The organism is Pseudomonas sp. LBUM1644, assembly GCF_059716195.1.
Genome location: NZ_CP166812.1, coordinates 1281224 through 1302178, shown reverse-complemented (window position 1 = coordinate 1302178; position 20955 = coordinate 1281224). Strand labels below are relative to the sequence as shown.

The 20955-nt window shown below is 59.3% G+C and carries 17 protein-coding genes and 2 tRNA genes; 15 read left to right on the top strand and 4 right to left on the bottom strand.

The window, feature by feature from the left end; genetic code table 11:
• Positions 1 to 89: 89 nt before the first annotated feature.
• A complete protein-coding gene (dcd, locus tag ACA052_RS05930; protein WP_074874089.1) occupies positions 90 to 656 on the bottom strand; it encodes a dCTP deaminase in 567 nt (188 codons plus the stop codon).
• Between the two features lie 353 nt (positions 657 to 1009).
• Between dcd and ACA052_RS05925 the strand changes: the two genes are divergently transcribed.
• A complete protein-coding gene (locus ACA052_RS05925; protein ID WP_002554837.1) occupies positions 1010 to 1219 on the top strand; it encodes a cold-shock protein in 210 nt (69 codons plus the stop codon).
• A gap of 165 nt (positions 1220 to 1384) precedes the next feature.
• Here ACA052_RS05925 and ACA052_RS05920 read toward each other — a convergent pair whose 3' ends face one another.
• Positions 1385 to 2392, bottom strand: coding sequence for a DUF481 domain-containing protein (locus ACA052_RS05920; protein ID WP_497648805.1), 1008 nt, complete (start codon positions 2390 to 2392; stop codon positions 1385 to 1387).
• Between the two features lie 195 nt (positions 2393 to 2587).
• On the opposite strand from ACA052_RS05920, the gene ACA052_RS05915 reads away from it, so the two are divergent.
• The 4 genes from ACA052_RS05915 (at position 2588) to ACA052_RS05900 (ending at position 7356) form a co-directional block, all read left to right on the top strand.
• Complete coding sequence (locus ACA052_RS05915; protein WP_497648804.1) at positions 2588 to 2935, top strand: MGMT family protein; 348 nt, start codon at positions 2588 to 2590, stop codon at positions 2933 to 2935.
• A gap of 44 nt (positions 2936 to 2979) precedes the next feature.
• The gene (locus ACA052_RS05910) at positions 2980 to 4539 is read left to right on the top strand and encodes an AmpG family muropeptide MFS transporter (protein ID WP_497648803.1); all 1560 of its coding nucleotides are present in this window, start codon (positions 2980 to 2982) and stop codon (positions 4537 to 4539) included.
• 130 nt (positions 4540 to 4669) lie between these two features.
• Positions 4670 to 6385: a proline--tRNA ligase gene (locus ACA052_RS05905; protein WP_497648802.1), complete on the top strand. Its 1716-nt coding sequence runs from the start codon at positions 4670 to 4672 to the stop codon at positions 6383 to 6385.
• Between the two features lie 17 nt (positions 6386 to 6402).
• Entirely contained in the window at positions 6403 to 7356 is a 954-nt protein-coding gene (locus ACA052_RS05900) for a hypothetical protein (protein WP_497648801.1), read from the top strand.
• Positions 7357 to 7452: 96 nt separating this feature from the next.
• Here ACA052_RS05900 and dinB read toward each other — a convergent pair whose 3' ends face one another.
• On the bottom strand, positions 7453 to 8514 hold the full coding sequence (dinB, locus tag ACA052_RS05895) for a DNA polymerase IV (RefSeq protein WP_497650274.1): 1062 nt from the start codon (positions 8512 to 8514) through the stop codon (positions 7453 to 7455).
• Positions 8515 to 8815: 301 nt separating this feature from the next.
• Between dinB and ACA052_RS05890 the strand changes: the two genes are divergently transcribed.
• From ACA052_RS05890 to ACA052_RS05875, 4 genes are all read left to right on the top strand, one after another.
• A tRNA-Met gene (locus ACA052_RS05890) sits at positions 8816 to 8892 on the top strand.
• 193 nt (positions 8893 to 9085) lie between these two features.
• Positions 9086 to 9162, top strand: a tRNA-Met gene (locus tag ACA052_RS05885).
• A 278-nt stretch (positions 9163 to 9440) separates the two neighbouring features.
• Positions 9441 to 12083: a bifunctional lysylphosphatidylglycerol flippase/synthetase MprF gene (gene mprF / locus ACA052_RS05880; RefSeq protein WP_497648800.1), complete on the top strand. Its 2643-nt coding sequence runs from the start codon at positions 9441 to 9443 to the stop codon at positions 12081 to 12083.
• A complete protein-coding gene (locus ACA052_RS05875; RefSeq protein ID WP_497648799.1) occupies positions 12083 to 13381 on the top strand; it encodes a virulence factor family protein in 1299 nt (432 codons plus the stop codon). The genes mprF and ACA052_RS05875 overlap by 1 nt, the downstream gene beginning before the upstream one ends.
• 62 nt (positions 13382 to 13443) lie before the next feature.
• Here ACA052_RS05875 and ACA052_RS05870 read toward each other — a convergent pair whose 3' ends face one another.
• On the bottom strand, positions 13444 to 15345 hold the full coding sequence (locus tag ACA052_RS05870; RefSeq protein ID WP_497648798.1) for a potassium transporter Kup: 1902 nt from the start codon (positions 15343 to 15345) through the stop codon (positions 13444 to 13446).
• Between the two features lie 287 nt (positions 15346 to 15632).
• Here ACA052_RS05870 and rimO point away from each other — a divergent pair, with 287 nt between their 5' ends.
• The 6 genes from rimO (at position 15633) to tsaA (ending at position 20867) form a co-directional block, all read left to right on the top strand.
• Positions 15633 to 16970, top strand: coding sequence for a 30S ribosomal protein S12 methylthiotransferase RimO (gene rimO, locus ACA052_RS05865; protein WP_064676142.1), 1338 nt, complete (start codon positions 15633 to 15635; stop codon positions 16968 to 16970).
• A gap of 113 nt (positions 16971 to 17083) precedes the next feature.
• The gene (locus ACA052_RS05860) at positions 17084 to 17557 is read left to right on the top strand and encodes a GNAT family N-acetyltransferase (RefSeq protein ID WP_497648797.1); all 474 of its coding nucleotides are present in this window, start codon (positions 17084 to 17086) and stop codon (positions 17555 to 17557) included.
• Positions 17558 to 17757: 200 nt separating this feature from the next.
• On the top strand, positions 17758 to 18468 hold the full coding sequence (locus ACA052_RS05855) for an rRNA pseudouridine synthase (RefSeq protein ID WP_480419880.1): 711 nt from the start codon (positions 17758 to 17760) through the stop codon (positions 18466 to 18468).
• Positions 18469 to 18543: 75 nt separating this feature from the next.
• Positions 18544 to 19014, top strand: a complete 471-nt coding sequence (locus ACA052_RS05850) for a YehS family protein (RefSeq protein ID WP_497648796.1) — start codon at positions 18544 to 18546, stop codon at positions 19012 to 19014.
• 211 nt (positions 19015 to 19225) lie between these two features.
• The gene (locus tag ACA052_RS05845; protein ID WP_497648795.1) at positions 19226 to 19996 is read left to right on the top strand and encodes an SDR family oxidoreductase; all 771 of its coding nucleotides are present in this window, start codon (positions 19226 to 19228) and stop codon (positions 19994 to 19996) included.
• 169 nt (positions 19997 to 20165) lie between these two features.
• The gene (tsaA, locus tag ACA052_RS05840; RefSeq protein WP_497650273.1) at positions 20166 to 20867 is read left to right on the top strand and encodes a tRNA (N6-threonylcarbamoyladenosine(37)-N6)-methyltransferase TrmO; all 702 of its coding nucleotides are present in this window, start codon (positions 20166 to 20168) and stop codon (positions 20865 to 20867) included.
• Positions 20868 to 20955 lie beyond the last annotated feature (88 nt).

Genomic DNA, 20955 nt, shown 5'->3' with positions numbered 1-20955 from the left:
AGGCCCCGTCCGCTGTACGCGAACCGGGCAGTACACCCAATAGAGTGTCTACCCGCTCAAGAATTCCCGCTAGCTGCCAGATGAATGGATCAGGTGCGTGGCAAAGTAACGCCGCGCTGCCCCTGGTACTTGCCGCCACGGTCTTTGTAGGAGACTTCGCACTCTTCGTCGGATTCGAAGAACAGCATCTGCGCCACGCCTTCATTGGCGTAGATTTTCGCCGGCAAGGTCGTGGTGTTGGAGAACTCCAGCGTCACGTGCCCTTCCCACTCGGGTTCCAGCGGCGTCACGTTGACGATAATGCCGCAGCGCGCGTAGGTGCTTTTACCGAGGCAGATGGTCAGTACGTTACGCGGAATGCGGAAGAATTCGACGGTACGCGCCAAAGCGAACGAGTTTGGCGGGATGATGCAGACGTCACTCTTGACGTCGACGAAGCTCTTCTCGTCAAAGTTCTTCGGATCGACGGTCGCCGAATTGATGTTGGTGAACACTTTGAATTCATCGGCGCAGCGCACGTCGTAGCCGTAGCTCGACACGCCATAGGAAATCACCCGGTCTGCGCCTTCGCCGCGCATCTGGCGCTCTACGAAGGGCTCGATCATGCCGTGCTCTTGCGCCATGCGGCGAATCCACTTGTCCGATTTGATGCTCATGGCGGGTGTCCTGAATAGCGAGGTGGAAAAATTCTGTCCGGCATCTTACCGGGGCGCGCCGCCGGGTTCAAAGCCCGGGCGCAAAACTTGCCGATCCCCCGTAATTTCCGGACATTGCACGCAAACCGACGGACCGTCAGTCATGAAAACAGAGAAACCTTCGCAGGAAGCATTGGCACATTCCGGAAAAAGGGTTAAGGTGGCGCCACTGTGCTGCTTGTGTCACTGAGAATCTCTACACGATATGTTGAATTTCGATCCAACCATCTACAAGAATTTTTCCTGCTCTTTGCACTCAGTCTCGGCCAGGGTTCTTCCTGCGTCGCAGTTATCTTTGTTCAAGGAGTTACACCATGTCTAATCGCCAAACTGGTACCGTTAAGTGGTTCAACGATGAAAAAGGCTTCGGCTTCATCACTCCACAATCCGGTGACGACCTGTTCGTTCACTTCAAAGCTATCCAATCCGACGGCTTCAAAAGCCTGAAAGAAGGCCAACAGGTTTCTTTCATCGCTACCCGCGGTCAGAAAGGCATGCAAGCTGAAGAAGTTCAAGTTATCTAACTTGTACTTGCTTTAGTAAAAGGCCCCGCCCTCAAAAGCGGGGCTTTTTTGTGCCTGTGTGTTTTTGCCGGGCCAAAAAAGATCGCAGCCTTCGGCAGCTCCTACAGGGTTAGGTGTACACCTGTAGGAGCTGCCGAAGGCTGCGATCTTTTGATCTTTAACGTATTACCAGGTCACGCCAAACCCTGCCGTATACCGGGTCTTGCTCAGATCAGCCTCATCACTGCCCGTAATGATGTCCTTCTCGGCCTTCAGGTTCAGCGACGCCCAATCCGTCACCTTGTAGCGCAGCCCCATCTCGGCATCCAGCGCATAATCAGCCACGCCCCCAATCGGTTTGGCGATTTCGCCATTGGTGAAGAACTCCACTTTCTTACCAATCAGGTAACGGTTGTAATCCCACTTCATGGCCAGGGAGTAGAAGTTCGACTTGCCGCCATCCGAGTATTCATAGTCAGTCCGGTTGACCAGCGAGCCGAGGGAGAATGCTCCCAGCTCATCATCCCAGAACTGGTAACCGGGACCCGTACCGACGGTGCGTTGACGGGAGAGGTCTTCGACCTTGTCGCGCTCGTAGACCAGGCGCCCTTGCCAGAACCATTTATCTGTCAGGAAGCGGTCGAGGGAGTACTCGGCCCGCCAGTTGTCCGTGGTGACCACGTCATCCTGGAACTCGCGGTTGTACTCGCCTTCGGCGGTGTGTCGCCAGCGGCCATGCCGCGCCGTGGTCTTGAAGTCGATGTCGTAGTCGTCGGTGTCTTTATCGGCGCGCTGATAATCCAGGGCGGCGTCGATGTTGCCCTTCCACACCAAATCTTCGATCACTGGCTTAGGCTTGAGCATCTGCTGAATACTGGCCAGCTCAACAGTCTTGGGCGCCTCACCATTGGCGAGGATCACCTTGCCGTCGTCTGCCGCATGCAGAGACTTGGCCTTTTCACCCGTGTAAGCGTCCTGCTTGACCAGCAGCTCCTGATCGCTTTCCAGGGTTTTCACCTGTTTCCAGTCGATCGGCACTGCACCGGCGTACTCCGTCTGGATCAACAGTTTGCCGCCGTCGAACAACGTGATCTTGCCGCTCAACTTGTCACCGTTCTTCAACCAGACAGTATCAGCGAGCAAGGGCGTGGAAGCACTCAAGACAGCGAGGCACAACAGGGTTCTGGACACCATAAGCAAATACAGGCTCGAGATTGCGAAAAAAGTCGGCATTATCCGTAGGAATAAGACCCTAGCAAGGACTGACCCGACTATTTCTAATGAGTTCATTTCTCAATCGTTGATCCAGGAATTACTCTACCGACGGCGAGGTTCGCATCATCGCTAACGTTCATCGCGAGCAAGCTCGCTCCTACAGGAAATACGGACGTGTCCGACATTGAACCCGAGAGCCCGGCGCAAATCCGACGCGCGGCGCTCTACCTGACACTGGCCCAGGTGCCCGAGGGCAAAGTCGTGAGTTATGGCCAACTCGCCGAGCTGGCGGGCCTCGGCCGCGCCGCCCGCTGGGTGGGGCGCACACTCAGCCAGTTGCCGGGCGACAGCAAACTGCCCTGGCACCGTGTACTCGGCGCCGGGGGACGCATCAGCCTGCCCGTGGGCAGCGCTTCGGGGGACGAACAACGGGCACGATTGCGCATGGAGGGCGTCAGTATCCAGAACAATCGTGTTGATATTCAGCGCCATGGCTGGCGCCCGGTAGAGCACAGCGGTTAGAGTGCGCGCTTTGTTTCCGTAATTCTTGAGGCAGACTCCAGCCCATGCCCCGTAAAACCTGGCGCGCCGCGCTCGCCGCCTATGCCAGCCCCTCAACGCTTGTGCTGTTGCTGCTCGGTTTCGCCGCCGGCCTGCCCTACATGCTGGTGTTTTCGACACTTTCCGTCTGGCTGCGTGAAGCCGGCGTGGCTCGCGAAACCATCGGCTATGCAAGCCTGATCGGCCTGGCCTACGCCTTTAAATGGGTCTGGTCGCCGTTGCTCGACCAATGGCGCCTGCCATTCCTCGGCAAGCTCGGCCGGCGACGCTCCTGGCTGGTCCTTTCCCAGGCACTGGTTATTCTCGGCTTGATCGGGATGGGCTTCTGCGACCCGCAAAAACATTTGTCCTGGCTGATCGCTATCGCTGTAGTCGTTGCATTCGCCTCGGCGACGCAAGACATCGCCGTCGATGCCTATCGTCTGGAAATCGCTGAAGACAGTCGTCAGGCCGCACTGGCCGCCAGCTATATGTCCGGCTATCGGATCGCCGCATTGCTGGCCACGGCCGGCGCCCTGTTCTTCGCTGAAGGCTTCGGCTCCACCGGCTTCAACTACCAGCATTCGGCCTGGGCCGGCACCTACGTGCTGTTCGGCGCGCTGATGATCCCTGCGCTGCTGACCTCTTTTTTCATGCGCGAACCACCAGTGCCGCTGCGCACGCAACTGCAGGCCGGGCGCTACAGTTTTGTGCATCAACTGGCGTCGGTGTTTGTGCTGATCGTACTGCTGGTTTCCGTGCCCGCCATGTTCACCCAGCTCTACAACACCGACTTCGCCAGCGTTCTGTTTCAAGGCGTGAGCCTGCTCGACTTGCTGCTCGAAGACCGCGCGTTCCTGCGGGCGATCCTCTACACCATGCTCACTGCGCTGTGCCTGTCGACCATGGGCCGCCGTGGCTTGGCACCGGTACTGACACCGGTCAACGACTTCATTCTGCGGTACCGCTGGCAGGCGTTACTGCTGTTGGGCCTGATCGCCACCTATCGGATGTCCGATACGGTGATGGGCGTGATGGCCAACGTTTTCTACATCGACCAGGGTTTCACCAAGGATCAGATTGCCAGCGTCAGCAAGATCTTCGGCCTGATCATGACGCTGGTCGGCGCCGGCATGGGCGGCCTGCTGATCGTGCGCTTCGGCATCCTGCCGATCCTGTTCATTGGTGGCGTGGCATCGGCCGGCACCAACTTGCTGTTCCTGATGCTCGCCGACATGGGCGCGAACCTGAACATGCTGATCCTCACCATATCCCTGGATAACTTCAGTTCCGGCCTGGCGACTTCGGCGTTCGTCGCTTATCTGTCTAGCCTGACCAACCTGAAGTTCTCCGCCACCCAATACGCGCTGCTCAGCTCGATCATGCTCTTGCTGCCGCGCCTGATCGGCGGTTACTCGGGCGTGATGGTGGAGAAGTTCGGCTATCACAACTTCTTCCTGATCACCGCTCTGCTGGGTGTTCCGACCCTGCTGTTGATCGCCTTGCACTGGTTCCAGGAGAGCCGCCGCGCAGGTCCGACACCCACGCCAGAGCCTGTTCCGACACAAATCGTGGAAGAATCGTAGGAAACATCCCAAAGGGCGGAGAGATTCCCGCCCTCCTGCCACGCCGCCGACCGCACGCCTGTACGCCAGCGGATCTCGCCCGTACAATGCCCCGTCATTTCTCGTCATCAGCAACCGACAACGGCCAACCATGCGCACCAGTCAATTTTTGCTCGCCACACAGAAAGAAACGCCTTCCGATGCGGTCGTGATCAGCCATCAGCTGATGCTGCGCGCCGGCATGATCCGCAAACTCGCCTCGGGCCTGTACACCTGGCTGCCGATGGGCTTGCGAGTGATGCGCAAGGTCGAAGCCGTCGTTCGTGAAGAAATGAACGCCGCCGGCTCGCTTGAAGTGTTGATGCCGAGCACTCAACCGGCTGAACTGTGGCAGGAATCCGGTCGCTGGGAAGAGTACGGCCCGGAATTGCTGCGCTTCAAGGATCGCCACGGTCGCGACTTCTGCGCCGGCCCGACCCACGAAGAAGTCATCACCGACCTGATGCGCAATGAGCTGAGCAGCTACAAACAGCTGCCGATCAACCTGTATCAGATCCAGACCAAATTCCGTGACGAAATCCGTCCACGCTTCGGCTTGATGCGCGGTCGCGAATTCATCATGAAGGACGCCTACTCGTTCCACGCTGACCAGCCATCGCTACAGGTCACCTACGACCGCATGCACCAGGCGTACTGCAACGTGTTCACCCGTCTGGGCCTGAAATTCCGCCCGGTTGAGGCCGACAACGGCTCGATCGGCGGTGCCGGCTCCCACGAGTTCCACGTACTGGCCGAATCCGGTGAAGACGATATCGTCTTCAGCAACGGTTCCGAATACGCCGCGAACATCGAGAAAGCTGAAGCCGTGCCGCGCGAAACCTCCCGCGCCGCGCCAGCCGAAGAACTGCGCCTGGTCGACACGCCGAACGCCAAGACCATCGCGCAATTGGTCGAAGGCTTCAACCTGCCGATCGAAAAAACCATCAAGACCCTGGTGGTTCACGCCGAAGAAGCAGGCAAGCTGATTGCCCTGATCATCCGCGGCGACCACGAGCTGAACGAAATCAAGGCCGCCAACCAGCCAGGCGTTGCCAGCCCGCTGGTCATGGCTTCCGAGTCCGAACTGCGTGACGCCATTGGCGCCGGTGCAGGCTCCCTCGGCCCGTTGAACTTGCCGCTGCCGATCATCATCGACCGTTCCGTCGAGCTGATGAGCGACTTCGGCATCGGTGCCAACATCGACGACAAGCACTACTTCGGCGTGAACTGGGAGCGTGATCTGCCGGTTCCGACCGTTGCCGACCTGCGCAACGTCGTCGCCGGCGATCCTAGCCCTGACGGCAAAGGCACCCTGGAAATCAAGCGTGGCATCGAAGTCGGGCACATCTTCCAGCTGGGTAACAAGTACAGCAAAGCGATGAAGTGCGAAGTCCTGGGCGAGAACGGTAAGCCGGTCACCCTGGAAATGGGTTGCTATGGCATCGGTGTTTCCCGCGTGGTCGCCGCTGCCATCGAGCAGAACAACGACGACAAAGGCATCATCTGGAGCGACACTTTGGCGCCGTTCCAAATCGCCCTGGTCCCGCTGCGCTACGACAACGAGCAGGTTCGCGAAGCCACCGACAAGCTGTATGCAGAACTGACTGCAGCCGGCTTCGAAGTGCTGCTGGACGATCGCGACAAGAAAACCAGCCCGGGCATCAAGTTCGCGGACATGGAGCTGATCGGCATTCCTCACCGGATCGTGGTCAGTGACCGCGGCCTCGCCGAAGGCAATCTGGAATACAAGAGCCGCACCGAGCCCGAGGCGCAAGCGCTGCCGGTCGCTGACGTGCTGTCCTTCCTCCAGGCCCGTATCCGCCGCTGACACCAGATAGAGAAGTCATGTTCAAGCGAAACACCTTAGGCCTCGGTGGTGCCGCCCTGTGCGGCACCCTGCTGGTCAGCGGCTGTGCCAATCACATGTCACAACGCAGTGAGCACGAGGAACGCGTCGAGCGAAAACTACTCGATCACAGCCTGCAGATCGATGTCGGCGAGCCCAAGATGCTTGAGCTTCCGCAACGTCGGGTGAAAATCCACGAGCAGAAGACTTTCGAAATCACCGAGTTCGAAGTCACGCGCCACTATGACCGCTACACGCCCTATCAGCCTTGGCGGGAGATCTACGAGATCCCGCTGGGCATGGTCGCTATCGTGGCCGGCGTCAGCGCGAACGTGGTCAACGTGTTCGCCCTCGGCAACTTGCCAGACAGCGTGACGAAGGATTGGCTCAGCTACGGTTTCGCCGGGATCAACCCGCTCATGAACGTGCAGTCTCACGGTCGCGCGCAGCAAAACCTGGCCGGCATCGACGAAGTGCAGCGTGATAAACGCACGGAATATTCAAGCCTGCCCTGGAGCGAGCGCCCGGTCGAGGTCAAGACCGGCAAGGAAACCTTCGAGCTGACCACCGACAAAAACGGCGTGCTGCGCCTGAACCTGTTGGACAGCCCGTTCGCTGAACATGACATCAATCATCTGAGCCGGTTGCTGATCAGGGTCGAAGACGGCCAGGACGATGTGCACACCGATTCGTCTTTGGCAGTCAGCAGCGGTTTGCGCGGTAAGTTGCTGGAAGCACACGGGTTGATTTACGACGACCTCGAAGACGATGAAGTGAGCCAGTGGGTACACCGGGTCAAACGCCTGTCGGAACTCGGCCTGGAAGAAGAAGCCAGTGAGCTGGAACAGAGCCTGATCGAACTGACACGTAACGATCCGGAGTTGCAGACCGAATTCCTCAAGTCGTTGACACGGGATGCAGGGCGCCTTGTTGCTGATCCAGGACCGAATTAAGGCACTTAAAAGATCGCAGCCTGCGGCAGCTCCTACATTGGAATGCATTCCCCTGTAGGAGCTGCCGAAGGCTGCGATCTTTTGACTTTCAACCAACTACCGCTCAAACAACTCCATCTGCTCAAACCCGCCCCGCAAATCCTCCAGCCGCACACCGACCCCCAACAATCGCACCGGCTTCCCGCCGCGATTGAACGCCTGGGTCAGCAACAACTGGTAACTCCCCAAATCCCGCCCTGCCCCGGCCTGCTCCAGCGTGGTCTGGGTAAAGTCATGGAATTTCACTTTGACGAACGGTTTGCCCGGCCGATAGCTGCTGTCGATCCGTGCCATGCGGCCCGCCAGGGTTTCCAGCAACTCGGGTAATTTATCCAGGCAGCTCACCAGATCCGGCAGGTCCACGTTGTAGGTATTCTCGACACTGATCGACTGCCGACGACTGTCGTTGTGCACCAACCGATCATCGATCCCACGAGCGAGGCTCCAAAGCCGCTCGCCGAAACTGCCGAATTCGCGCACCAGCGCCAACTTGTCCCATTCGCGCAGATGCGAGCAGTCGACGATGCCGAGCCGGCCCAATTTATCGGCAGTCACTTTGCCAACGCCATGCAACTTGCTCACCGGCAAACCACTGACAAAGTCCTCGACCTGATCCGGCGTGATGACAAACAAGCCGTTGGGTTTTTTCCAGTCGCTGGCGATCTTGGCCAGAAATTTGTTCGGCGCCACGCCGGCGGAAACGGTGATATGCAGCTGATTGGACACGCGCCGACGGATATCCTGGGCAATTCGCGTGGCGCTGCCACCGAAATGGGCGCTGTCAGACACGTCGAGAAAGGCTTCGTCCAGGGAAAGTGGCTCTATCAGGTCGGTGTAATCGCGAAAGATCGTGTGAATTTCCTTCGAGGCCTCTCTATAGGCGTCCATGCGCGGCTTGACGATGGTCAAGTCCGGGCACAGCTTCAACGCGTGCCCGGACGACATGGCCGAACGCACGCCGTACGCCCGTGCTTCGTAATTGCAGGTCGCAATCACACCGCGCCGATCCGCCGACCCGCCCACCGCCAAAGGTTTACCGGCCAGGCGCGGGTCGTCACGCATCTCGATGGCGGCGTAGAAGCAGTCACAATCGACGTGGATGATTTTTCGCTGGGTCATATAAAAGCGGTGTTCATGGCGAAGAAATGGGGTCATGGCCTGCCGGAATGGCAGTATCTCACTGACACCTGTATATAGCACCAGTGGTCTGAATGTTCTTTTCCGCTTGTGGGAAAAGTCGGCGATGAATTTATTTTTTCAATCGAAGCCACCCTCCCAATAGAGCTGCAAGCCTTGCCACGTCTGCCTTACAGACAGTTTCAGCGCACCGCTTTCAAGCTAAGCGATTGAACCAGAACAGGTTTTATCCTGATTGAAGGTTGACAGCCCGCCGATCCTCTGTAGAATGCCGACACACAGACGCGGGATGGAGCAGTCTGGTAGCTCGTCGGGCTCATAACCCGAAGGTCGTCGGTTCAAATCCGGCTCCCGCAACCAAACATCAAGAAAGGCTACTCGAAAGAGTGGCCTTTTTTGTGCGCGTGTGTTTTTAGGAAAAACGAGAAATCGTTCTGTTTCCGAAACTTACGCCTCCCCTGCTACCGTTCGCCGGTCTTTTACACTTATTTGACCCGGTTCAGGATTAACGGTTGACACCCGGGCGTATCTCTATAGAATGCCGCCACACAGACGCGGGATGGAGCAGTCTGGTAGCTCGTCGGGCTCATAACCCGAAGGTCGTCGGTTCAAATCCGGCTCCCGCAACCAAACATCAAAAAAGGCTACTCGAAAGAGTGGCCTTTTTTGTATCTGTTGAAAAAGTCCTTTCGCAACAATGACCTGTCACTGTGTAGTGAAGCGTTCGGGATCACCCAAGTTCTGAGATCAGACTATGCTGAGTCGCAGGCAGAACCCGCTACGACGGATGACATTCCATCGCCGTTCCACGGTGAGAGGCGTTAATATTTGTGATTATTTTTTTCTACAGGGATTGGTAACTTGGCTCGATACCCCCATCCTGTCGCGCACAATCCAAGAGGTGATTGATGCGCGCCAACTCGTCTGATTCACAAGACACCGTCACAGCGACACAACCGCTCAAGGCCGAGCGTTTGCGTCTGCTTGACCTGATCAGCAAATACCGTCAGCCCATCGGGCTTGCGGTCACTCTGCTGTTGTTCGCTATTGCGCTGATTGCCTGTCGCCACCTGCTGAGCGAGCTCGATCTATACGCTCTGCACGACTCTATACTCGAGGTTCCGAAACCGGCACTGCTGGGCGCATTGGGTGCGACCCTGGTCGGCTTCATCATTCTGCTGGGCTATGAATGGTCGGCCAGCCGCTATGCAGGCGTGAAACTGGCACCGCGCATTCTCGCACTGGGCGGGTTCACTGCCTTTGCCATTGGTAATGCCATCGGTCTCTCGATGCTATCGGGCGGTTCGGTTCGCTATCGTTTATATGCACGTCATGGCCTGGGGGCTTCTGAAGTCGCCCACATGACGTTGTTCGCCAGCCTGTCCCTTGGCTGCGCGCTGCCACCGCTGGCCGCGCTTGCGACCCTCAGCGACCTTCCTGCCGCCTCTGCTGCCTTGGGTCTGTCCGAAGGTTTGCTGGGCGTGATTGCCGCCGCCGTATTGCTGCTCTTTAGCGTAATAGCCATCGGCATCTATCGCCGTCGCCTGCCGGAACAGCCTTATCCGGACAACCTGCTGGTCAAGGTCGGACGCCGTACCTTACGCCTGCCGGGTCGCCGCTTGACCTTCCTGCAACTGATCATTACCGCTCTGGACGTGGCCGCCGCCGCGACCGTGCTGTATCTGTTGCTGCCCGAAGCCCCACCGTTTGGCGCGTTCCTGTTGGTGTACCTGCTGGCGCTGGCGGCTGGCGTGCTCAGTCACGTGCCGGGCGGTGTCGGGGTATTCGAAGCGATTCTGCTGGCGGCTTTCGCCGACACACTCGGCGCTGCGCCACTGGCGGCTGCGCTGCTGCTCTACCGCCTGATCTACGTTGTCCTGCCATTGTTGGTGGCCTGCGTGTTCTTGCTGATCAACGAAGGCCAGCGTCTGTTTCAGACACGTCAGTCACTGCGCGCCGCTTCCGGCCTCGCCGCGCCGATTCTGGCGGTATTGGTGTTTCTGTCCGGCGTGGTATTGCTGTTTTCCGGCGTGACCCCGGAAATCGACACTCGGCTGGAACACATCGGTTTTCTGATTCCGCACCGACTGGTCGACGCCTCGCACTTCGGCGCCAGCCTGGTCGGCGTGCTCTGCCTTCTGCTTGCTCAGGGCCTGCGTCGCCGACTGTCAGCCGCGTGGATGCTGACCACCATTCTGTTACTGGTCGGCGCCCTGCTCTCCCTGCTCAAAGGGTTCGATTGGGAAGAAGCCTGCCTGATGACCCTGACCGCGAGCCTGCTGGGGGTTTTCCGGCGCTCGTTCTATCGTGCCAGCCGCTTGACCGAACTGCCGTTCTCGCCGCTGTATCTGGTAGCCAGTCTCTGCGTACTGGGAGCATCGATCTGGCTGTTGCTGTTCGCTTACCAGGACGTTCCCTACAGCCATCAGCTCTGGTGGCAGTTCACCCTCGACGCCGACGCGCCTCGCGGATTGCGTTCGTTGCTTGGGGCCGCCGTATTGTTGGTCGTGGTGTCGCTCACCTGGCTATTGCGCACGGCACGCCCGGTGATCCATTTGCCGACACCCGATGAACTGGACCGCGCGGTGAAGATCCTCATGGCCTCCGCCCAACCGGATGGCGGCCTCGCGCTGACCGGTGACAAGGCGCTGCTGTTTCACCCCAACGACGAAGCGTTCTTGATGTACGCCCGCCGTGGCCGCAGCCTGGTGGCGTTGTACGACCCGATTGGCCCGACCCAACAACGCGCGGAAATGATCTGGCAGTTCCGCGACCTCTGCGACATCCACCACGCCCGCCCAGTGTTCTATCAGGTACGTGCCGAGAACCTGCCGTACTACATGGACATCGGCCTGACCGCGATCAAGCTCGGCGAAGAAGCCCGGGTCGATCTGCAGCGTTTTGATCTCGAAGCCAAGGGCAAAGAGATGAAAGACCTGCGTTACACCTGGAACCGTGGCACCCGCGATGGCCTGTCCCTGGAGATCTTTGAACCAGGGCACGCGCCGATGGAGGAGCTCAAGGTGATTTCCGACGCCTGGCTGACCGGCAAGAACGTGCGCGAGAAAGGCTTCTCCCTCGGCCGCTTCAGCGATGATTACATCAAGCATTTCCGCGTCGCGGTGATTCGTTTCGAAGGGCGCCCTGTGGCGTTCGCCAACTTGCTCGAGACCTACGGCCATGACCTGGCCAGCCTTGACCTGATGCGCGCGCACCCGGACGCCCCCAAGCTGACCATGGAGTTCATGATGGTTGGCCTGATTCAACATTATAAAAATCATGGATACGCACGGTTCAGCCTGGGCATGGTGCCGTTGTCGGGGCTCCAACCCCGTCGGGGCGCACCACTGACTCAGCGTTTGGGCTCGATGGTGTTCCGCCGTGGTGAGCAGCTCTACAACTTCCAAGGCTTGCGCCGCTTCAAAGACAAGTTCCAGCCTGACTGGGAACCCCGTTATATGGCCGTGCCCGCCGGACTCGATCCGCTGGTTGCCCTGGCCGATACTGCTGCCCTGATTGCGGGTGGCTTGACTGGATTGGTGAAACGCTGATGATTCAACGCTCCTTGCGGTACGTACTGGCCACACTGGTAGTGCTGGCCCTGATTCTGGGTGGCGGCTACTGGTACCTGAAACGCCCGGCACCGGCACCGACCCTCGAACTGCTGACGCCGGCCGGTGGCGCCGCCATGACCCGCGTGATTCCCGGCACCACGCCGAAGGCCCAGGTGCTGGTGGCGGTCAATGAAGACCAGAAGCTCAGCGACCAGCAACTGATGACACTGAGCCGCTCTGGCTCGGCGCAGATTGTCCAAGTGATTCTGCCCAAGGAATGCCTGCTGCAAAGCCGCGCGCTGCAATCGGCCCTGCGCGAGCTCAAAGGCCCGGCCACCCTGGTCAGCGGCATCGGCCCTGGCGCCGTGTTGGCGTGGCGCTGGTTGTCCGAGCAGAAGAACGACAAGGCTCAAGCGGTTTCCGTCGATCTGGCGCTGGAAAAACCCGGCTGCACCCACCTGCTGCCAAAAAGCGCCGCTCACGGCCACTGGCTGGTGGCCTGGAACGACAACCCGGACGACGCCAGCGCGGGCTTCGTGCGCGACCAGCCCAACGCCGAAACCAGCATCAGCGACTACGACATCAACCTGCCGCAAGTGCTGAACAACGAGCTGCGCAAGATCCTCGTCGGTGGCGACAAAGCCGCTGGAGGCCTGCAGATTCCGGTGGTCGAAGTGCCGGCCGGCCAGGCCAAGGACACGGTCACCCTGTTTCTGTCCGGTGACGGCGGCTGGCGCGACCTGGACCGCGACGTCGCGGGCGAGATGGCGAAAATCGGCTATCCGGTGGTCGGCATCGACACCCTGCGCTACTACTGGCAGCACAAGAGCCCAGAGCAAAGCGCACTGGACCTCGCCGAGCTGATGCAGCACTACCGGCAGAAATGGGGCACCAAGCGCTTTATCCTGACCGGTTACTCGTTCGGCGCCGACGTCCTGCCGGCGATCTACAACCGTCTGGCCGAATCGGAACAGCAGCGCGTCGATGCAATCATCCTGCTGGCCTTCGCCCGTACCGGCAGCTTCGAAATCGAAGTCGAAGGCTGGCTCGGCAACGCCGGCAAAGAAGCCGCCACCGGCCCGGAAATGGCCAAGCTGCCACCGGAGAAAGTGGTATGCATCTACGGTGAAGAAGAAGTCGACGAAAGCGGCTGCACCGACAAGACCGCCGTGGGCGAAGCAATGAAATTGCCGGGTGGCCATCACTTCGACGAGAACTACCCGGCACTGGCCCAGCGCCTGGTGGACATCATCGTCAAGCGCCAGGCCAAGGAAGAGGCAACGGCTCAGGAGTGATCTGAGCACCGCTTACAAAAAGCCCCCGCAGCCGTTTGGTTGCGGGGGCTTTTTGATGGGGCTTACATTTCTACCTGAGTACCCAGCTCAATCACCCGGTTCAGCGGCAGGTTGAAAAAGCGCAGGTTGCCGTTGGCGTTCTGCAACATGAACGCGAACAGCGCTTCACGCCAGCGGGCCATGCCTTCGAGTTTGGAGGCGATCACTGTCTCGCGACTGAGGAAGTAGGTGGTGCGCATCGGGCTGAAGTCCAGGTCATCCAGATGACACAGCTTCAACGCCTGCGGTACGTCGGGCTCGTCGACGAAGCCAAAGTGCAGGATCACCCGAAAGAAACCTTCGCCGTAGGAATCGACCTCGAAACGCCGGGATGCAGGTACCCGCGGAATGTCTTCGTACACCACCGTCAGCAGCACCACTTGCTCGTGCAGCACCTGGTTATGCAGCAGGTTGTGCAACAGTGCATGAGGCACGGCGTCGGGCCGCGCCGTGAGGAACACGGCTGTGCCCTGGACGCGATGCGGTGGTTGCACAGCGATGCTGCTGATGAAAATCGGCAGTGGCAAACCACCTTCGTCGAGACGCTCGACCAGCAGTTGCTTGCCGCGTTTCCAGGTGGTCATCAGGACAAACAGCACGATCCCGGCGATCACCGGGAACGCCCCGCCCTGAACGATTTTCGGCACGTTGGCGGCGAAGTACAGACCGTCCACCAACAGGAAGCCGATCAACAGCGGCACCGCGAGTACCGGAGGCCATTTCCACAGCAGCAATATCACCGCCGACACCAGGATGGTGGTCATCAGCATGGTCCCGGTCACGGCCACGCCGTAGGCCGAAGCCAGCGCACCTGAGGATTCGAAACCCAGCACCAGCAAAATCACACCGACCATCAGCGCCCAGTTCACCGCACCGATGTAGATCTGGCCTTGTTCGGCGCTGGAGGTGTGCCGAATGTGCATCCGTGGAATGTAACCGAGCTGGATCGCCTGACGGGTCAGGGAGAACGCACCGGAAATCACCGCTTGGGAGGCAATCACCGTGGCCAGGGTCGACAACCCTACCAATGGAATCAGCGCCCAGCTCGGTGCCAACAGATAGAACGGGTTGCGCGCGGCTTCCGGATCACCGAGCAGCAGCGCCCCCTGGCCGAAGTAGTTCAGTACCAGCGCCGGTAGCACCAGAATGAACCACGCACGAGCAATCGGCTTGCGGCCGAAGTGGCCCATGTCGGCGTACAGCGCTTCGGCACCCGTCAGTGCCAGCACCACCGCGCCGAGGATCGTCACGCCCATGCCAGGGTGGTCCATGAAGAAGCGCACGCCCCACATCGGGTTCATCGCGTGCAACACTTCCGGGTGCTGCAGGATGCCGTAGACACCCAGCGCCCCCAGCACCACAAACCAGGTGACCATGATCGGGCCGAACAGAATGCCGATTCTTGCGGTGCCGTGACTCTGGATCAGGAACAGCGCCACCAGTACGACCAAAGACAACGGGACGACCCAATGGTCGATGCCATCGAATGCCAGGCCCAGGCCTTCAATCGCCGACAATACGGAGATCGCCGGTGTGATCATGCTGTCGCCGTAGAACAGCGCCGCGCCGATCAGCCCGCAGACCACCAGAAAACCACGCAACTTCGGATGCCCCGCCGCCGCCCGCCGGGCCAGTGCGGTCAAGGCCATGATCCCGCCTTCGCCCTGGTTGTCGGCGCGCAGTACGAACATCATGTACTTGATCGACACGACCCAGATCAGCGACCAGAAGATCAGCGCCAGAATCCCCAAGACCCCGTCATGATTGACGGGCACGCCATAGGCACTGGAAAACACTTCTTTGAGGGTGTACAGCGGGCTCGTGCCGATATCGCCATAAACCACCCCAACCGCCGCGACCAGCATGCCGATCGGCTTCGCCGCCGAATGCCCAGCGCTCGCTGCCTGACTACTTGCCTGACCCATCCACCACTCCTACTACCCAGACCGGGCTTCTTTTGAAGAAGCACTATGCTTTGCCCGCAGCATGCGCTGTTTTACTTACGGTTACAGACGTTTTGTTGACTGTAAAAATTCGGTAAAGCGTTACGGCGCGAAGCATAGCGCAGCACTCGTCGTATTTCCCTGCATAAAGCTGGTCAACTGAGCGTCTCATCGCTAGAATTGCGCACTTTTTGATCAGAGGCACACCAAGTGCCCGTAGGTCGCCTTGCCGTCTTCGGCTGGAGGCGTCACAAATACCGAGGTTAGACATGTCCACCACTCCTGCGCCGGCCAATCCAAAGGTTGGCTTCGTATCCCTGGGTTGCCCCAAAGCACTGGTCGACTCCGAGCGCATCCTTACCCAGCTGCGCATGGAAGGCTATGACGTGGTGTCCACGTATCAGGACGCCGACGTCGTGGTCGTCAACACCTGCGGTTTCATCGACTCGGCCAAGGCTGAATCGCTGGAAGTGATCGGCGAAGCCATCAAGGAAAACGGCAAGGTCATCGTGACCGGCTGCATGGGCGTCGAAGAAGGCAACATCCGCAAGGTGCACCCGAGCGTGCTGGCAGTGACCGGTCCGCAGCAGTACGAGCAGGTGGTCAACGCCGTGCACGACGCCGTGCCGCCGCGCCAGGATCACAACCCGCTGATCGACCTGGTGCCGCCGCAAGGGATCAAACTGACCCCGCGCCACTACGCCTACCTGAAGATTTCCGAAGGCTGCAACCACAGCTGCAGCTTCTGCATCATCCCGTCGATGCGCGGCAAACTGGTCAGCCGCCCGGTCGGTGATGTGCTCGACGAGGCCCAGCGCCTGGTCAAGGCCGGCGTCAAAGAGCTGTTGGTGATCTCCCAGGACACCAGTGCCTATGGCGTCGACGTGAAATACCGCACCGGTTTCTGGAACGGCGCACCGGTGAAAACCCGCATGACCGAACTCTGCGAAGCCCTGAGTACCCTCGGTGTCTGGGTTCGCTTGCACTACGTTTACCCGTACCCGCACGTTGACGAACTGATCCCGCTGATGGCCGCCGGGAAAATCCTGCCGTACCTGGACATCCCGTTCCAGCACGCCAGCCCGAAAGTCCTGAAAGCCATGAAACGCCCGGCCTTCGAAGACAAGACCCTGGCCCGCATCAAGAACTGGCGCGAGATCTGCCCGGACCTGATCATCCGTTCGACCTTCATCGTCGGCTTCCCTGGCGAAACCGAAGAAGACTTCCAGTACCTGCTGAACTGGCTGACCGAAGCCCAGCTCGACCGCGTCGGCTGCTTCCAGTACTCGCCGGTAGAAGGCGCCCCGGCCAATCTGCTGGACGCGGCCATCGTGCCGGACGACGTCAAGCAGGACCGTTGGGACCGCTTCATGGCGCACCAACAAGCCATCAGCTCGGCGCGCCTGCAAATGCGCGTCGGCCGTGAAATCGAAGTATTGGTCGACGAAGTCGACGAACAAGGCGCGGTCGGCCGTTGCTTCTTCGATGCCCCGGAAATCGACGGCAACGTATTCATCGACAACGGCAGCAACTTGAAGCCGGGCGACAAAGTCTGGTGCAAAGTCACCGACGCTGACGAATACGACCTGTGGGCTGAACAGATCTAAACGCAAAAAATACGAAAAGCCCCGCTCTCTTGACGAGATGCGGGGCTTTTTTACGTCTATCGTTTTGTGAGAGAAAGGACTCGCACAATCAACGAAAAAAGGGGCATTTGGCCATGCGCCAACATTCGGTCATCCACACGCCGAAACAGAGCGATTACGCAGAACTCACGCAAGTCTGGGAAGCCTCGGTGCGCGCTACCCACGACTTCCTGCCCGAAAGCTACATCGAGCTGCTGAAGAACCTGGTGCTGACTCGCTACCTCGACGCGGTGATGCTGATCTGCACCAAAGACCCGCGCCAGCGCATTACCGGGTTTGCCGGGGTGGCTGCGGGCAAGATAGAAATGCTCTTCATCGACCCGGCACATCGTGGCCAGGGCTTGGGGAAACAGTTGTTGCGCTATGCCATGGAACACTTGAACGCCGATGAGCTGGACGTCAACGAGCAGAACCCGCAAGCGCTGGGGTTTTACTTCAAGCAGGGGTTTGAGGTGATCGGCCGCTCCGAAGTCGATGGCATGGGCCAGCCGTATCCGTTGCTGCATATGCGTTTGCGGCAAAACCAGCAATATTCACAACATGGCTGACATAACACCGAACAACTGTAGGAGCTGGCTTGCCAGCGATGGTGGTTAACGATAAAGCGTTCTTTCAGGATAAACGCGGCGCTCTTGAATCCATCGCAGGCAAGCCAGCTCCTACAAAAAAGCTCTACGCGCAAATGGGGCCGGGATTAACCGGCGCCCAGCAGGTACAATGCCCACCCCTTTTTTGTTACGGCCCTGTCATGACTGACCCGATTCGTCTCTCCAAACGCCTCATCGAACTCGTCGGCTGTTCCCGTCGGGAGGCTGAGCTGTTCATCGAGGGCGGCTGGGTCACCGTTGACGGTGAAGTCATCGACGAGCCGCAATTCAAGGTCGACACGCAGAAAGTCGAGCTCGATCCAGAAGCCAAGGCCACGGCACCAGAGCCAGTGACCATTCTGCTGAACGTGCCGGTGGGCATGGACGCGGAAACGGCCATGGCAACCCTCAGTGCCGAGACCCTGAGCGAAGAACACCGCTTCAGCAAACGTCCGCTCAAGGGCCACTTCCTGCGGCTGACCGCCAGCACCGACCTGCAGGCCAACGCCAGCGGTTTGCTGGTGTTTACCCAGGACTGGAAGATCCTGCGCAAACTGACCGCCGACTCCGCGAAGATCGAGCAAGAGTATGTGGTCGAGGTTGAAGGCGAGATGGTGGCTCACGGCCTCAACCGCCTGAACCACGGCCTGACCTACAAGGGTAAGGAACTGCCGCCGGTCAAAGCCAGCTGGCAGAACGAAAACCGCCTGCGTTTTGCGATGAAGAACCCACAACCGGGCGTGATTGCCCTGTTCTGCCAGGCCGTTGGCCTGAAGGTCGTCGCCATCCGCCGCATCCGCATCGGCGGCGTGTCCATCGGCAAAGTGCCGTTGGGGCAATGGCGCTACCTGTCCGGCAAAGAGAAGTTCTAAGACTTTTCACGCCGCCCTACATTTCGGCGCCGCGGCTTATGCGGCGCCCACTGCTGAATATCAGGATTGCACACCATGATTCATAACGACGTACTGCGCAGCGTGCGCTACATGCTCGACATCAGCGACAAAAAAGTCATCGAGCTCATCAAGCTCGGCGGCATGGACGTGAGCCTGGAAGACCTGTTGACTTACCTCGACAAGAAAGAAGAGGACGAGGAAGGCTTCGTACGCTGCCCGGACGAAGTCATGGCGCATTTCCTCGACGGCCTGGTGATTTTCAAACGCGGCAAGGACGAAAGCCGTCCGCCGCAGCCGATCGAAGTGCCGGTGACCAACAACATCATTCTGAAAAAACTGCGAGTGGCTTTCGAACTGAAGGAAGACGACATGCACGCGATCCTCAAGGCCGCCGAGTTCCCGGTGTCCAAGCCTGAGCTGAGCGCGCTGTTCCGCAAGTTCGGCCACACCAACTACCGCACCTGTGGCGACCAGTTGCTGCGTAACTTCCTCAAGGGCCTGACCCTGCGCGTTCGCCCGCAATAATCACTGTGCCCCCTGTAGGAGCTGCCGCAGGCTGCGATCTTTTGACTTTGTCTTTTAGGATTAAGATCAAGATCAAAAGATCGCAGCCTGCGGCAGCTCCTACAGGGGGTGGTGGCAGGCTGTATAGATCCTCATTCCTCGCAAAAATAGTGGCTCCGCTTCTGGCGGCTGAAGACTAGGGTGTTTTGCACCCTAACCCTCAGGACTCGCCATGCATCCCTACTTTTCCCTACAAGGCCGCACCGCTCTGGTGACCGGCGGCACCCGTGGTATCGGCAAAATGATCGCCAAGGCTTATGTCGAGGCTGGCGCAACCGTGTACGTCTGCGCCCGGGATGCCGAGGCCTGCCTGCAAACCGCCGAGGAGTTGAGCGCTCTCGGTCAATGCCACGGGGTGGCGGCCAATCTGGCAACCGAAGAAGGCGTGTTGCAACTGGCCACGCGACTGGGCGAACAGATCTCTCACCTGGATATTCTGGTGAACAACGCTGGTACCACCTGGGGCGCGCCGCTGGAGAGTTACCCGATCAAGGGCTGGGAAAAGGTCATGCAGCTCAACGTGACGTCGGTGTTCAACTGCATCCAGCAGTTCCTGCCGCTGCTGCGAAAGGCTGGCTCGGAAACGAATCCGGCGCGGATCATTAACATCGGATCGGTGGCGGGAATTTCTTCCTTTGGTGAACAGGCTTATGCCTACGGACCCAGCAAGGCTGCCTTACATCAGCTGTCGCGGATTCTGGCGCGGGAGTTGGTGAGCCAGCACATCAACGTCAACGTGATTGCCCCGGGACGTTTTCCAAGCAAGATGACGCAGCACATTGGCAATGATGAACTGGCGCTCGCGCAAGATACGGCGTTGATTCCGATGAAACGCTGGGGTCGGGAGGAAGAGATGGCGGCGCTGGCGATTAGTCTGGCGAGTACGGCTGGGGCCTATATGACCGGAAATATCATTCCTTTGGATGGTGGGTTTAGTCTCTAGATCGGCGGCGCGGCCTTCGCGAGCAAGCCCGCTCCCACATTGGATCTCCTAAGCGCCATCGATCTACTGTGGGAGCGGGTTTGCTCGCGAAGAGGCCCTGCCAGTCAACATCGATTCCAAGGCCGCTCGGGTTATCATGCCCACCTCAATCCTGCCTCGACCCCAAACCATGACCTACAGCGTTTCCCCCATCGGCTTCGTGCGCTCCTGCTTCAAGGAGAAGTTCGCCATTCCTCGCCAACCGCAACTGGCCCCGGCCGCTCGCGGTGTTCTGGAATTGGTGGCACCTTTCGATCAGGGTGATGCGGTGCAGGGGCTGGAACAGGTCAGCCACGTCTGGCTGCTGTTTCTGTTTCATCAGGCCCTGGAAGAAAAGCCACGCCTCAAAGTCCGCCCTCCTCGCCTCGGTGGCAACAAATCCATGGGGGTGTTCGCCACCCGCGCGACGCATCGGCCCAATGGCATCGGACAATCCGTGGTGAAGCTGGACAAGGTAGAAGCCGATCGCCTGTGGATATCCGGCATCGACTTGCTGGACGGCACACCCATTCTCGACATCAAACCCTACGTGCCTTACGCCGACATCATCGACACCGCCTCCAACAGTATCGCCAGCGCTGCGCCGCAGCTGATTCCCGTGCGATGGGCAGACTCAGCGCTGCAACAGGCGCATGGCCATGCTCAGCGCCTTGAAGAGCCGCTGGTGGAGCTGATCGAGCAATGTCTGGCGCAAGACCCACGTCCGGCGTACCAGGTTCCTACGCCTGAGCGGGAATATGGCGCGCAGTTCTGGGACCTGGATGTGCGATGGCATTACCCCGAATCCGGCGTGATCCGCGTCCTGGAAGTCATCCCCGCATCCAACGCGTAGGAGCTGCCGAAGGCTGCGATCTTTTGATCTTGCCCTTGTGGACAGAAGCTCAAAGTCAAAAGATCGCAGCCTGCGGCAGCTCCTACAG